This window comes from Shewanella sp. MM_2022_3, assembly GCF_022557375.1.
GTDB lineage: Bacteria > Pseudomonadota > Gammaproteobacteria > Enterobacterales > Shewanellaceae > Shewanella > Shewanella xiamenensis.
Genome location: NZ_JAKZGV010000023.1, coordinates 24,723 through 39,924, shown reverse-complemented (window position 1 = coordinate 39,924; position 15,202 = coordinate 24,723). Strand labels below are relative to the sequence as shown.

The window sequence follows — 15,202 nt, the reverse complement described above, 5'->3', positions numbered from 1 at the left end:
TAGCTTTTCGGCTATCTTGTGCTCCTCTTATTTAGCCTGATGTTTGGGTTTATTTATGTTCGACTCTTATTCAGGGTACCGGTTGTTTACGCGCTTAGCCGTATTTTTACTGCTTTGTTTGCTCATTGGTTTATTGGTAGGGAAACCCCTCTGGATACTGATCATTGGATTGCTAGGGCTAGTGTTCTGGCATTACCGTCAGTTAGCGCGACTTAATTTTTGGTTATGGCGAGATAGAAAATTAACGCCTCCCCAAGGCACTGGTAGTTGGGAAGGCGTATTTAATGGTATTTACCGCCTGCAAGGTAAAAATCGTCGCCGAGTCGGTCAATTGGCAGCTCTACTTGGGCGTTTCCGTCAAGGCGCTGAAGCCTTACCCGATGCAGCAGTCGTGCTCGACTCAGAGCATAATATCTTATGGTGTAATAAATTAGCTCAGCTGATGTTGGGATTCGTTTGGCCACAGGATAATGGTCAACGAATCGATAATTTAATTCGTCATCCCGATTTTTCTGCCTATATCAAAGCGGCTGAATATAAGGAACCCTTAGAGCTGGCATCGCCAGTATCGGAGCGGCGTTTACTCGAAATTCGTATCATGGCCTATGGCGATCGGCAGTTACTGTTGATTGCCCGCGATATTACACGGATAAGACAACTCGAAGGCATGCGTAAAGAATTTGTCGCCAATGTGTCACACGAACTCAAAACCCCGCTCACTGTATTGCAGGGCTATTTAGAGATGATGCAAAGCATGGCGGAACCCGATTCGATGAACGCTAAGCCCTTAGCCTTAATGCAGCAGCAGACTCGGCGAATGCAGTCGATGGTCGAACAATTACTGGTGTTATCGCGTATCGAAGATGCGGTGGATATTAATCTTGAGAACACGGTAAACATGTCGCAGCTAATGGAAGTCTTAAAGGAAGAAGCTAAAGCATTAGCGCAGGATAAATATGAGTTAAGTTTCCATTGTGAGCCGGGATTAGATTCCCATGGCAATGAGCTACAGCTTAGAAGTGCTTGCTCTAACCTGATTTCTAATGCGATTCGTTACACTGAACCTGGTGGCAAGATTACGGTGCAGTGGCGTAGCGTTGCTACTGGCGGTCTCTTCAGTGTGACAGATACCGGGGAAGGGATTGCACCGCAGCATATCAATCGCTTAACCGAGCGTTTTTATCGAGTTGACAGCGCGCGCTCACGGCAAACGGGGGGCAGCGGCCTTGGTTTAGCCATTGTGAAACATGCATTAAGTCATCATCACAGTGAGCTTAATATCAGCAGTGAATTAGGAAAGGGTAGCACTTTCAGCTTTGTGATCCCGCAGCATTTGATTGAACGTAAAAAATAATTGCTATTTAATGTAACGTTATTTTTTATATTAAAAACAGGTCATTATGGCCTGTTTTTTTCAGACTTCGAAAAGAAGTGATTTTTCAAAAAAATGCAAAAAAGTGTTTTGTCATCTAAGTGTCATATCTTGGACATAGAATTGTCATTGTGGCGATTGATACTGGCTGCGTCTGAAGAAACCTAAGTTACAAATTAGTTAGCTTACAACTGGAGCACATAATGAAACTGAAAAAACTTGTCGGCGCGATGACCCTCACAGCCGCTGGTGTATTCTCTACAACTGCCATGGCAGCTATTGACCCATCTCTACCTACTTACGAGAAAACAAGTGGTGTGTCTGGCAACTTATCATCTGTAGGTTCAGATACTTTAGCCAATATGATGACACTTTGGGCTGAAGAATTTAAACAGATGTATCCAAACGTCAATATTCAAATTCAAGCGGCTGGTTCTTCAACTGCGCCACCAGCGTTGACTGAAGGTACTTCACAATTCGGCCCAATGAGCCGCAAGATGAAGCCTAACGAAGTAGAAGCGTTTGAAAAGCATTATGGCTACAAGCCAACTGAAATTCGTGTTGCAATTGACGCTTTAGCAGTATTCGTACATAAAGATAACCCAATCAAAGGCTTAACGGCTGAACAGGTTGACGGTATCTTCTCTTCTACCCATAAATGTGGTGGTGCGGATATTCAACGTTGGGGTGATTTAGGTCTTAGTGGTGATTGGTCTGCAAAAGACGTTCAATTATATGGACGTAACTCAGTATCAGGTACTTACGGTTACTTCAAAGAGAAAGCGCTTTGTAAAGGCGACTTTAAGGCGAACGTAAACGAGCAACCTGGTTCAGCATCAGTCGTTCAATCAGTATCTCAATCTTTGAATGCGGTTGGTTACTCTGGTATCGGTTATAAAACTGCAGGCGTAAAAGCCGTTGCAATCGCTAAAAAAGGTAATGAGTTTATCGAAGCGACTGCAGAAAACGCCGCTAATGGTACTTACCCATTATCACGTTACTTGTATGTATACGTGAACAAGCAACCAAACAAAGACTTAGCACCAATGGAAAAAGAATTCATCCGTTATGTGTTATCTAAGCAAGGTCAGCAAGTTGTAGAAAAAGACGGTTACGTGACGCTGCCTAAGAGCGTAGTTGCCAAAGATTTAGAACAGTTAGGCATCCGCCTCTAATTCTTTATCGCTAAACGTTAAGGGTCTCTTCGGAGACCCTTTTTGTTTTGGGGGCTAAAACCACCAACGTCAGTATGGGGTTATCATGCTAGGTGATTACTAGCTGGCGCTTACGACTGAAAATAGGCATAAAAAAAGCAACCTAATTAGGTTGCTGTAAATTCCAATTCGGAATCTGGGGACGGTCGCGCTAGAAACCATCGAAAGGAGAATGATGATGAACGAAGAAACTCATTGCAAAGATTCGGTTCATAATATCTGACTCAAGGGCGCGAAATTAGTTCAGCAAAAATAGAAAATTTTTGAAAATATTTTTACTATTTTCCTTATGCATTGAAAAATATGTAAATTTTATTTTTATGAGTTAACTAAAGTCGATTATGGCAAAACTTGGATTCAAGCATTGTTACAAAATGCCGATGCGAGGACAGTTTATTCGATTGCGCGTCGGTAAATCTGCGTCCGATAATATGATTAGATAATTTACCGTTCACAGGTTAGCTAAGTGATGTCATCAGAAAGCCAGCAAATGCCAATCGCTCACGCAGCATGGGATTTAACTCGGGATTACCATTCCTTTGCCAATAGCGACCAAGTGCAGGTCACGCACTTATCCCTCGCGTTGAAAATCGACTTTGCGACTCGCACTTTGCTCGGGGAAGCGGTTCTGTCACTTCGCTACTTTGAACCACAGACTAGCGAGTTATGGCTCGATAGCCGTGATTTACATATTTTATCGGTCACGACAGATACTCAAGAGCCCCTTGAGTTTGTGCTTGAAGTGCCAAATGAAATCCTCGGGCAGAAATTGGTGATCCAGCTACCCGCTGAAAAGTATGAGCAAGTCTGTATTCACTATCGCACCTCGCCAGAAGCTGAAGGGTTGCAGTGGCTCATGCCTGAGCAAACGGCCGGCAAACAGTTACCTTATCTCTTTAGTCAATCTCAGCCCATTAATGCCCGCAGTTGGATCCCCTTGCAGGATACGCCAAAGGTGCGGATAACCTTCGATGCAAAAGTTCAAGTGCCCAAGGGAATGCGTGCAGTGATGAGTGCGATGAACCATCCAGATACACCGCTTGAAGGGATATTTACGTTTGAGATGGAAAAAGCCATCCCAACCCATTTGCTGGCATTAGCGGTAGGTGATTTGGCATTTCAAGCCATAGGCCCGCGCAGCGGCGTGTATACAGAACCTTGCATGTTGGCCGCCGCAGCAACTGAGTTTGCCGATACCGAACATATGCTAGATGTGGCGCAATCGCTATTAGGCCCTTATGCCTGGGGGCGTTATGACATGATCATCTTGCCGCCGAGCTTTCCGTTTGGTGGCATGGAAAATCCCCGTTTAGCTTTTTTAACTCCAACCTTGATTGCGGGAGATAAGAGTCTTGTGTCAACGGTTGCCCATGAGTTGGCACACTCGTGGACGGGCAATTTGGTTAGTAACGCCACATGGCGTGATCTCTGGTTAAATGAAGGCTTTACGACCTATTTCACCAATCGAATTGTCGAGGAAGTCTATGGCAAGGAGCAGGCTGAGCTAGAATGGGTTATTGAATTTGGTCGACTAAAAGAAGAAATGGCCGTTTTACCGTGCCATAGGCAAACGCTACCCGCCAATGTACAACAGGCCGATCCTAATCTGGCCTTTAACCGTTTTACTTATGATAAGGCGTCGATGTTCGTCCATGAATTAGAGCATCGACTTGGCCGCACCGAATTCGATAAGTTTCTGTTTGCCTATGTGCAGCACTTTGCTTTTAAGGCAATTACCACTGAAGAGTTTGTCAAATACGCCAAAGTCGCTTTAGTTGAAGCCTATTCCGATAAGATAAGCGAAGCCGAATTGCTGGAATGGATTTATGGCGAAGGGCTACCTCAAGGTTATGTGGGGCCCACATCGCGAAGTTTAGATAAGGTCGATAGCGCCTTGGAGGACTTTTTAAAGGGCAAAGCGGCTAGTGAGCTTAAGGTGCAAGGCTGGCGTGTCCATCACTGGCAATACTTTCTGACCCAATTGCCCGAAGTCTTGTCTCAGGTGCAATTAATGGATTTGGACGATACCTTTAAGTTAACCGAGTCGAGCAATGCCGAAATTGCCTGCGATTGGTTTAGGGTCGCTATCCGCAATCATTACGATCCCGTGCTGCCTGCTTTAAGCGCTTATTTACAGCGTATTGGCCGCGGCAAGTTTGTCCGTCCGCTTTACGCTGAGTTAAAGATTGCGGGTTATCATGCTGAGTTAAAACAGATTTATGCAAGCGCACGCGCAGGTTATCACCCATCCATTCAAGTACAGTTAGATAGGATGTTTAACTCGTAAAGACAGATAAAAAAAATGGCAACCAAAGGTTGCCATAAGAAAATCAAGCTAGGAGACAAAGGAATTCAGTGCGCTAGCGTGTATTCGATTGCTTCCCAAAAGGGAGATGATGATGAACGACCAACCAATTCGACTCTATGCAATAACTTGAAACTGTTCCATTGAATTAAACGGCATGTTTTATCCATTTAATCCTTTGCTAAACTTTTCATTTAGCAATCAATTGTGCATTAAAGCGGATTTGTTAATCCTTACATATAGTCAGACTAAGGCCTTTTCATAAAGTTCAGTTTGCGGCTAAAAATTTTTGAAATTATTTTCGACCATGCCGACATGCTAAATATAGAAGTCAGTGGATGACTACATTTATTTTACAAATAAAACATAGACATAAAAAAAGGCAACCAATTGGTTGCCTAGTGACCTCTTCCTAGGTCAAGGGGGCCGCGCTAGAAGCCCCTGGGAGAATGATGAACATGAAAAAGACATTCGCTGTTCAATATGTTTGAGGGGCTTATAGGGTTAAAGTTCCATCGAAAATAAAAAATAACTTAACTTTTTATTTAATAGAAAAGTTTCAACGGGATAGCTCGCTGATTACTTTAAAAGCGTTTCTATTTTGTCGCTAATGTCTTCTGGTTTTGTGGTTGGCGCAAAGCGAGCGACCACTTCTCCCTGACGATTCACTAAGAATTTAGTGAAATTCCACTTAATCCGTTCTGTGCCCAATAGGCCCGGCGCTGCTTTTTTAAGATACTGATATAAAGGGTGAGTATGCTCACCGTTTACCTCGATTTTTGAAAATAGGGGAAAACTCACGCCAAAGTTGAGTTCACAAAAGCTTTGGATGCCTTTCTCATCGGCTTTTTCTTGGGCACCAAACTGATTGCATGGGAAGCCTAAAACCACAAATCCTTGTGCTTTATATTTTTGATAAAGCGCCTCTAAGCCTTTGTACTGTGGTGTAAAACCGCACTCACTGGCGGTATTTACAATTAAAATTACTTTGCCTTGATATTGTGCCAGTGCCGTTGGATTGCCTTGAATGTCGTTTGCGCTGTGGCTATAGATAGTCGATGTCATCATTACCTCCTTAGGTGTGATGATTAGCATAAATAATAGTTAAGTTGTTATCAATCAATTTGTGTGCAATTTATTCTGTGTGTTTGCCAATCTTCTTCAATATCAATATAGTTACGCTAATTTTTATCTCAGCAGAAGGGCGTTTATGTGACTGAACATGAAGCCGAATACGAAACAAACACACAGGCCGATGTCGGGCAGGTTGTTCAGCAACTCACTGAAGTTGAAGGTGAAGAACAGGCTGAAGTGTTCAGTGAAATCTTAAATGAAGCAGAGCCTGGTACTATTGCATTAGCACTGGAGTCTTTACCCTTAGACGAGCGTTACGAGCGTTGGCAACAGGTTGAGTTTAGTGACCGTGTAACAGTGCTGAGTTTAATGCGTGCCGATCCGCGTATGGGTATCCTAAAGCAGATGCCCGACAATGAGGTGGATCTGCTATTCGCGCAGCTTAGTCCTGAGGATTTGATTGAGTGGAGTGATTATCTCCCCGAAAGTTTTACCGACCGCGCCTTGGCGCAGATGGGCGAGCGTCAGCGGCAGCGTTTCGAGTTGTATGACCAATATTCGGAAAACGAAATTGGTCGTTATACCGATCATCAAATGTTAGTGCTCAGCGATAAGGCGACTGTGGCTCAGGCGCAGCGGTTTTTCAGGCGAATTGAACTCGACTGTAACGACAACTTATTTATCGTCGATGAGGCGGATAAATACCTAGGTACGGTCAGACGTTATGATATTTTCAAGCATGATCCCTCTGAGCCGCTGATTTCACTGTTATCGGAAGACAGTCGTGCATTAACTGCGGATACGACGCTACTCGATGCCGCCGAGGCGATAGAACATAGCCGCGAAATTGAGTTACCTGTGATCGATGAGGCCGGGGAGCTGATTGGCCGTGTCACCCTGAGGGCTGCGACTGCCTTAGTGCGTGAACATTACGAAGCGCAATTAATGGCGACCGCGGGTATGGATGAGTCCGACGACTTATTCGCCCCAATCATCAAAGGTGCGCAGCGCCGCGCCGTGTGGTTAGGGATTAACTTACTCACCGCATTTTTGGCCTCGGCAACCATTGGATTGTTTGAAAACGTCTTATCTCAAGTGGTTGCACTTGCGGTACTTATGCCGATAGTGGCGTCAATGGGCGGGATTGCGGGGAGTCAGTCGCTCACCTTGATGATCCGCGGTATGGCGATGGGGCAGATCTCTGCGGGTAACTTATTCTCGTTAATGAAGAACGAGTTAGGGATTGGTTTAGTCAATGGCACTCTGTGGGCGATTGTTATTGGACTGGTATCGGGCTGGTGGTTTGCCGACAGCACCATAGGCATAGTGATAGGTTGTGCGATTTTAATCAATATGGCGGTCGCGGCTTTAGCTGGGGTGATTGTGCCTATGGTCTTGCAGCGATTTAACCAAGATGCGGCGCTCTCTGGCTCGGTGATTTTAACCACTGTGACCGATGTGGTGGGCTTTTTCACTTTCCTCGGTATGGCGACGATACTTTATCTTTAAGTGGATTTAGGTTGTTTAACTCATTTGTATGAATCAAAACGATATTCAATTTGTTCTTTGTCAAAACGCGGCCGAATTAGCGGCTGCGGCGGCATTAATTGACCTGCGTGATGACAACGCGCATCCCCTCGACCATCAGGCTTTTGCTCTGTCCCGCGCCGTGATATTGGCGAAGACTCTCGAAGGTGAGATAGTCGGCTGCGCAGCGATTAAGGCCGGTTCTGGCCCGGTAGGGGAACTCGGTTATCTGGTAGTCTCGCCTTTATATCGCCGCCGAGGCATCGCCCAAGGGCTTACCCTTATGCGGATTGAAGTGGCTAAAGCACAGGGAATTGCCCTGTTATATGCCACTATTCGAGATGAAAACAACGCCAGCAGAGTGAATTTACTCAAGGCCGGATTTCACTTTTGGCGTAACTATTTAAGCATTAGAGGAACGGGGAATACCGTGGGTTGGTATTACTTAACCTTATGTGATGAGATTGATATTGAAGGAACGATGCAAACCTTAGTGGGAAATCGTATACCAGCACCTTAATGTGTAAAAATTGTTTTATTTAGGTTTTTCTGATGTTTATTGAAGGTTTTTATTTGGTTTTAAATTCAAAAATATCGGCACCAAAATCCTAAATATGCAGATTTTCTTTTTTTATTCGGTATGATCCGCGCTATTACCCACAGTCATTATTGAGGTGTTTTTATGGCTAAATTCAGAGTAGCAAGTGTCTTATTATTGAGTGCAGCCGCGCTGCAAGTGAATGCGTCAGAATTTAATCTTGGCTTAAACAACGATGTGGTTTCTACTGAGTTAGAGCTGCAAGTGAATAAAGATACTAATGCAGTATTAGGATATATTTATTCGGACGATAGCGGTCATATTGCTCAAGGTGCAATGCACATGACCCACGATGCGGGAGTGCATCATTTTGAAGTGGGCGCTAAGTTAAGCCAGTTATGGGCAGACGATGCGCCAAATGGCAGTACTGTGTCTGTAGGTGGTCGTTATGCGTTAGCCTTAGGACCAAATATTTCTATACATGCTGCCGCTTACTACGCGCCATCGGTATTGTCTTTCGGTAATGTCGATGGTCAGTATGAATTGGATTCTAAAGTGCAATACAACATCAACCCGAATATGGCGCTGTACGTTGGTTATCGTAAAATTGCCTTTGAATACGATAATGCCCGTGATTTTACCTTTGAAGATGGTGCGTACATCGGCGGTAAATTCCGCTTCTAATCGAACCAGTAAATTGGCGACCTAAATGTGTCGCCTCGAATTTAAAGCCGGCCAAGGTTACCTTTGCCGGCTTTTCCATTTGGCTTTGAGCTCGCTGTAGCTTGGTAGGATGGAGGAGAAGAGCACCAGTCCTATGCCAATACACACCACAATGCTTAAGTGCTCATCCAAAAACCACCAACCTAACAATGCGGCAAAAATAAGGCCTGTGTATTCCACTGGTGCCATTTGGCTCGCATCTGCTCGTCGATAGGCATGGATAATCAGGTAGGTCATGCCGATATAAAACACGCCTAAGGTTAAGCCGACTTGAGCGACGGGGAGATTAAAATCTGCGCCCTCGTACCAAGTTGCCGGTATCAGAAAAACCATCGCAAAGGCATTAGACCAAAAGAGTGTTGAAAAGGGATGCTCGTGGGTTGAGTATGCCTTCAAAATCAAGCTGTTTGTTGCCGAAGTCATGGCCCCAAAAAAGGCTAAGCCAATGTAGAGATTAAATTCGGTTGGTTGGCTTATCAGTAATATGCCCGTAAAACCAATGATGCCTGCTACTGTTCGGCGATAGCCTATACGCTCATGTAAAAAGAACGCAGACAATAACAGCAGTAATAATGGCGAGGTATAAATGACTGCGGTGACTGTTGCGAGTGGCAGATGCAATACAGCTAGCATAAAGATAGCATTGCCTAAACCAATTAATAGCGCTCGGCTTAAGTGCACTTTGTAAAAGGGACTTAACTTGAGATTGCCCTGTAAACGCCAGACAAAGGGCAGTACCAAAAGTGTGGCAAATAATTGTCGGTAAAGTACAAGTTGAAACACTGGCGCATTAGTTTCAAGCAACTTAACCAATAGGTTACCGCTGGCTATCAACAATTGTGCCGCTAAAATCATCAATAAAGGTGCCATAGGTATCCATGTTAACGACTGATATTGAGGCTAAAGTGTGGTTCTATAAGTTAACGACTAAAATATCATCATAAGGCATCCCATTGCCGACTAATTTAGTCTAATCAATTGTAAAAAATAAAATGTAGTCATAAAGTTAACACTCTAAATTGATTTTCTGCGTGGAACTAAACGCGGGTATATAAACCAAGATACCAATGAGCAAAACTAACGTGCATAATTTCTGGTGCTTTTTGTTGCTGTTTTGGACATTTAGTCCATTTACCCTTAGCGCTGAAATTGCGTTGGACTCCCCTTATTTATTCCATGCAGAAGATAAGCAGCTCCCGCCTGCCGATTTTAATGAGGTAACTCAATGGATGAGCCTACTCAAAGAAGCTAGCTCTGTGAGTCTGGCTGGTGGCGACTATTGGATGGTGTCTCCAGTGATGGTTAATAGCCGTCAAACTCGTTGGGTAGTCGATGCCAGTAATTCTATTGTTGAATCGGTCGATTATTGGTTACTTGGTAGTGATGGCTCAGTGCAAACTGCCCACAGTGGTTACTATGCACCCTATGAATTTTTATTCGATTACGGTCGCAAGGTTCAACTGAATATTGGGACTGATTATTGGTTGGTGACTCGACTGAGTAGCCGCTATTATTCCTCCGCCCCAGAGCTGGCTTTAACGTCAGAAGAGGTGCATCAGTTAACCAACGACCGTGTGGCCATGGCGATACTGATTTGTTTAGGGGGATTACTGTTTATCGCCTTATATAATATACTGATTTATATCTCTATTTTTGATAAAGCCTTCTTATATTATGGCCTTTATGTATTGGCCTATTTTGGTGGTTGGGCATTAACATTCCATCTACCCGCTCACTTGTTTAACTATCATCAACTAGAACTACATCATCTATTTTTTATCAGTTTGCCGATATTTAATATTATGTTCTACAAGCATTTTTTACAGTTACCTAGCTATTCACCCCGATTGTGGCGACTGAGCCAGTACTTATTAGTTGCTTGTGTTTTAGCCTTGCCTACCAGTATTTGGTTATTGTCCTATACCGCGATTATTGCCTCTGTACTCATTATGTTGTGGATTGCGTTGGCGATTACCTGCGGCAATGTGTGTTTGATGAAAGGCTTTGCCCCAGCGCGCTATTTCATCATGGCCTTTAGTTGTTTGCTGTTGCCTGCGGTGATTATTTTACCGGGCAATATGGGGATTACTCCTGATTTTATTGAGCATGCTGAATTTGCTACTTTGCTCGGCGGCACTGTAGATGCCTTACTGTTATCTCTTGCCTTGGCTAATAAACTTAAACTCCTTTCTGAAGAACGTAAGGCGCATATCGAAGAGTTAGGGATCGCTTGGGAAAAAGCAAGGCTTGATGGCTTAACGCGAGTCGGTAACCGTTATGCCTTTGATGAGTTTATGAATTCTCAATTGGCCTTTTCCAATAAGGTGGTTAACCCTATGGCGTTGGTGCTGCTGAATGTCGACAATCTCAAGATGGTAAATGATACCTTGGGACATCAAGAAGGGGATCGTTTACTACAAAGACTTGTGCAGTTTTTGCAAGCGACCAATATTGCTCAACTCAAAATCTACCGTATTAGTGGCGATGAGTTTGTCGTTATTCTGCCTGCGAGTAGCGTGACAAATTTAGTGAATAGTTTGCGTGAATTAACTGCGCAAGTCGCCGCTGAAGGCTTAAAGGATTGTCATTTTAGTTTTGGCATCGCGATGAATACCGACGTAGCCGAACCCCATGAGTGGCTGCGCTGTGCAGATAGTAGTTTGTATCAGTCTAGGATGGAAAAACGGCGTCAGGAATATGCCGATAGCCGCGTGGGTGAGATCGCTTCCTTTTAAGCTTGAGAACAACTTATAAAACAAATAGAAAGGGCTGCACAATGCAGCCCTTTGGCATTTAGGCGAAGTTTTTTTCGCCTTTGATAATGGCCGGATGACCGCAGATAGCTTTAGCGGTATGCATCCCCGCCATGGTGGCGGCCTCGACACAACCGGCATTGAGGCCGGTTTTAATCCAGTCACCCGTCATATACAGATTGTCGATACCTGTGCCATCGGTGTTGATCCGATATTGTGAGCTGCCTTTAACCGACAAGACATAACGTTCCGAAGGATCCACATTGGCGCGCCAATATTGGCTATCGAATCGCGCTTCGCCTTGGCGGTTTTGTTCATCGTGCAACCATTCCCAGGGGAAACTATCGCCAACATGTTGCCACAGCTTATGAATTTCCATATTGAGCTGATTAATGGCGCCAGCCTTGGCTTCGGCGGTTTTGCGCTGTTGAAAACCGATATCCGTACGTGGTGGATAGGCATCCACGGGCAACGCCGAGCAGAAATAACTGGCATTTTGGGGCTCAAGGTCGCGCCAGTCTTCTTTATCGAGCAATTGATCCATTGATGCCCATGTATCGAAGGGCTCGGTAAAGCCTGATAAGACAGGCTGCTCGCCATCCTCAGAATAATTGGGCCAGCCAATACCATTAAGATCTTGATTCATCCAAAGTTGATAGGCTTGGGTCGCGACTGTCTGCACTTTATCGACACAGGTTTTGAGCGCCGGACTCTGCGCCACGACTTCGCTAGCGACATGGGGGACCGAACCAAGAGACAGACCAAAAATCACTTTGTCGAAGTCCACGCCTTTTTGTAGACGTTTTTTCGGTAGTGCTTGGCCAAATTGCGCCTCGTACAGGTTGTCCCAATCGCTCCAGAAGTGTTCAAGATTAATATCATGGGCTTTTAGCAATGCGGCTTGCTCAGGCTCGAGCTGATCGTAATTTGGGGTACTGGGCCAGCAGGCTAAGCCTTTCACATCAACGAGTGGATTGTAGTCTTTAACCGATGGTGCCAAAGCGACTTGCTCAGTGATTTCAATCGCTTGAATGCTGTTATTGCGACATTCTAAATTATCGACTCGATTGAAAAAGTGGAAATTAACGCCGCGCCGTTTCAGCACTTCATAGTAGGGGGTAAAGACCACATCTCCCATGCCGGCTTGCATTTTCCACATAATCCCGCCTTGATAACACAGGGCGATACGCAGCATGGAGCGAATAATTGTGCCCGCTTCGACATTCGGTTTGTCAAAGTTGCCTTTTTCGTAGGCAAATACCAGATCATAAAAACCGCGTACTGGGGCGCTGTCGACCGTGTATTTTTGGCTGGCGCCGTGTTTGATTAACCATTCGCGGTAATCATAATCGTTGATGGCATCGAAGCCTTTTTCAAACACATCGTCGACAAACATCCCTTTTAAGATGGTTAAGCCTAAATCGACGGCGATATACAGATGGCGCAACTCGTCGTTAGTGTCTAAATGGTCACTAAAGCGTTTAACCAACCTTTGGTGCAGGGCATCGACGGCGGACTCGACTAAACCATCGTCACTCTCGCTGTGGACATGCTCATCGCATTCACGGCCAATCATTTGATTAAAATGGCATTCGAGCTTGTCACCTAGAGCGTCTAGGGATTCCATCGCATCTTCAACCGAATCCTCTAACTTATCCTTAAGTCGTTCAAACCAGCTGGTATCGAGCCAGTTTTTAGGCGTCGCCATGGCTTTTTCATCGGCTTCCAGCAGGGAGTCCATGTCCTTTAGCCATTCTTTTATCCAAGCAAAGGCGGCCTTAACTACCTTCCAGAAGGTTAAAGTTTCGGTGCCATCTCCAGGGATCCCTTGGAGTGTTGGAAAGGTAATCGGCCAGCTAACGGAGCGACCATTAATTTCCTCCTGTAGCACAATAAAGTTATGGGGTTTAAAGGCATCGAAGAAGGTGGCCAGCGGTGCTTCTGGCGGGCGGCCTAATTCTTCATAGGCTTTACGCATCAAGGCGCAGGCATTTTGATAAAAACCAAACCAGATATGCAGGCCATGCTCTTCAATCCTTTGCCCCATCGCAGCATTGCGGCCACTTGCGCCCTTGCCGCCGATTCGCCAGCCTAATTGATAGACATCAATTTCATATTGGTTCTGCCAACCGGGTCTGTCGGTGAGATAACAGGCGGCGGTCATGGCGGCGACGCCTCCGCCGAGAATGGCAATTTTTTGTTTTTTGATTTCAGAGTTATCGACCAGCACTTCGCCAGGTGGCACTTCAAAGTCAAAGTTCACATGGTAGGGCAGTAATACATGCTGCTCGCCAACCTCGACGCCTAGGGTTTCTTTGAGTGGGAAGCTGGCGTTATCAAAAATGGTGGCGACAAAGTCATTTTCTAACAGGGCAACACTGTGCACTTTGTTGACTTGTGCGGGCGATGCAGTAATCGCCTGATAAACCGCTTTTTGGCCTGAAGCGTCCGGAAACTGCTTTAAAAACACTTGGTCGATAGCGGGCTTAAACAGCAAATGGAAGAATTGCTCCTCACCGAGCTTATCCAGCTCTGGAATAAAATCCGTTTGTTCTTTAAAGAGTTGCCAGGTTTGGGCTATGGCTTCTAGCGTGGTGAGGTGCGCCTCGGGCTTGGCATTGCAATTCACCTCAATCAGCGGGTGCATGGCAAGTTCAGTGTCAGGGCTAAAGTGTAAGAAGCTCTTTGTTGCCAGGGATAGGCGGGTTAATGGCTCTCCGACTGCGGGCATAGTGTATTCACACAAATACTTGGGATAACCGAATAACTCGCGGCCATTGATCAGGGCCATCGCATCATTTACCCAAATATGCAGTGGCTGAAAATACACATGGCTGATCGATGCACTGTTGCTATTGTCTTGGCGACCGACCATGACCCAAGTGATGATGTCGGTTTCTTGGATCCAACCCTTGGCCCTGTCGGTTGGGTCTTCTGAATAGGCTTTCTCGATTTGGGTAAAAGTTGTCAGTACAAAGGGTGACAGCACTTTAAAGTACATGGCGCTTCCGGCCACTTGATTAAGGGTTTTATCGATAGAACGCTGTAAGTTGGCGAGTTTTCCCTTAAGAAAAAAACCGTACATATCGGCTTTATTCAATACTAAGGGGGAGTGCATTAACATACTGCCTGGGGGATAGATAAAATCGGGGCGTTGTTTTTCCATGGGATCATCCTTTAAACCCGTAAAGATGTGTAAGGTAGTTTTTGTCGACAAAAAAGCATGAGTAAACCCTAAAGAGCATAGGGTAAATAGGCCAATTAGCCTATTGATTTTACAATTGAATTAAAAGATGAATAGAGGGAAAAACTTAGATTAACTAGCAAGTTGGATTAACTCCAACTTGCTGGGATTTGACTGCTTATAAAGCTCGAATTTGCTAAGGCAAACGGGTCGTAGTTCAGTTACTTCGATTTATGCTGATAGAAATCCACCTCTGCATCATCAGAATAACGGCGCTTAGTATCCCTGCGACGTTGTTTTACGCGTTTGTTTTTTTGCTTACCTTTGACGTTTTCGCCCCATGGCGCATCATCGTCGTCAAATTCATAGGAGTGTGACATGGTCAAAATTCCAAAAATATCTGTGCCATTTTCAGCACCCGATCTTTTTACCCAAAGGTGAGATTAAGCTAAAGCGAAATATTTAATCACTGATGGTGAAAAGTTTTGTCCAAGAACGGGGGCGAGTGATGT

Annotated in this window: 11 protein-coding genes; 7 read left to right on the top strand and 4 right to left on the bottom strand. The window is 44.9% G+C overall.

The window, feature by feature from the left end; genetic code table 11:
• The first annotated feature begins 55 nt into the window (after window positions 1-55).
• The 3 genes from phoR to MMG82_RS12970 all read left to right on the top strand — a co-directional run bounded on the left by phoR (window position 56) and on the right by MMG82_RS12970 (window position 4,873).
• The gene (gene phoR / locus MMG82_RS12980; protein ID WP_047538675.1) at window positions 56-1,354 is read left to right on the top strand and encodes a phosphate regulon sensor histidine kinase PhoR; all 1,299 of its coding nucleotides are present in this window, start codon (window positions 56-58) and stop codon (window positions 1,352-1,354) included.
• 221 nt (window positions 1,355-1,575) lie between these two features.
• A complete protein-coding gene (locus MMG82_RS12975; protein WP_037416594.1) occupies window positions 1,576-2,547 on the top strand; it encodes a phosphate ABC transporter substrate-binding protein PstS family protein in 972 nt (323 codons plus the stop codon).
• Between the two features lie 508 nt (window positions 2,548-3,055).
• The gene (locus MMG82_RS12970) at window positions 3,056-4,873 is read left to right on the top strand and encodes a M1 family metallopeptidase (RefSeq protein WP_047538671.1); all 1,818 of its coding nucleotides are present in this window, start codon (window positions 3,056-3,058) and stop codon (window positions 4,871-4,873) included.
• Between the two features lie 597 nt (window positions 4,874-5,470).
• Here the strand turns inward: MMG82_RS12970 and MMG82_RS12965 are convergent.
• Window positions 5,471-5,956 carry a glutathione peroxidase gene (locus MMG82_RS12965; protein ID WP_037425797.1) on the bottom strand — a complete coding sequence of 162 codons (486 nt, stop codon included), beginning with the start codon at window positions 5,954-5,956 and terminating at the stop codon, window positions 5,471-5,473.
• A 147-nt stretch (window positions 5,957-6,103) separates the two neighbouring features.
• Here MMG82_RS12965 and MMG82_RS12960 point away from each other — a divergent pair, with 147 nt between their 5' ends.
• The 3 genes from MMG82_RS12960 (at window position 6,104) to MMG82_RS12950 (ending at window position 8,714) form a co-directional block, all read left to right on the top strand.
• Window positions 6,104-7,474 (top strand): magnesium transporter, encoded by a 1,371-nt coding sequence (locus MMG82_RS12960; protein ID WP_037416602.1) that lies wholly within the window; start codon window positions 6,104-6,106, stop codon window positions 7,472-7,474.
• Between the two features lie 28 nt (window positions 7,475-7,502).
• Complete coding sequence (locus MMG82_RS12955) at window positions 7,503-8,012, top strand: GNAT family N-acetyltransferase (protein ID WP_037425794.1); 510 nt, start codon at window positions 7,503-7,505, stop codon at window positions 8,010-8,012.
• A gap of 162 nt (window positions 8,013-8,174) precedes the next feature.
• Window positions 8,175-8,714: a YfaZ family protein gene (locus MMG82_RS12950; RefSeq protein ID WP_037416607.1), complete on the top strand. Its 540-nt coding sequence runs from the start codon at window positions 8,175-8,177 to the stop codon at window positions 8,712-8,714.
• A gap of 57 nt (window positions 8,715-8,771) precedes the next feature.
• On the opposite strand, the gene MMG82_RS12945 is transcribed toward MMG82_RS12950, so the two are convergent.
• On the bottom strand, window positions 8,772-9,623 hold the full coding sequence (locus MMG82_RS12945; RefSeq protein ID WP_037425791.1) for a DMT family transporter: 852 nt from the start codon (window positions 9,621-9,623) through the stop codon (window positions 8,772-8,774).
• Between the two features lie 197 nt (window positions 9,624-9,820).
• On the opposite strand from MMG82_RS12945, the gene MMG82_RS12940 reads away from it, so the two are divergent.
• On the top strand, window positions 9,821-11,488 hold the full coding sequence (locus MMG82_RS12940) for a GGDEF domain-containing protein (RefSeq protein ID WP_240292271.1): 1,668 nt from the start codon (window positions 9,821-9,823) through the stop codon (window positions 11,486-11,488).
• Window positions 11,489-11,546: 58 nt separating this feature from the next.
• Here the strand turns inward: MMG82_RS12940 and MMG82_RS12935 are convergent, their stop codons facing one another.
• Window positions 11,547-14,672, bottom strand: a complete 3,126-nt coding sequence (locus MMG82_RS12935; protein WP_241406941.1) for an NAD(P)-binding protein — start codon at window positions 14,670-14,672, stop codon at window positions 11,547-11,549.
• Between the two features lie 239 nt (window positions 14,673-14,911).
• Window positions 14,912-15,070 (bottom strand): small highly charged protein, encoded by a 159-nt coding sequence (locus MMG82_RS12930; protein ID WP_037416614.1) that lies wholly within the window; start codon window positions 15,068-15,070, stop codon window positions 14,912-14,914.
• Window positions 15,071-15,202: the final 132 nt, after the last annotated feature.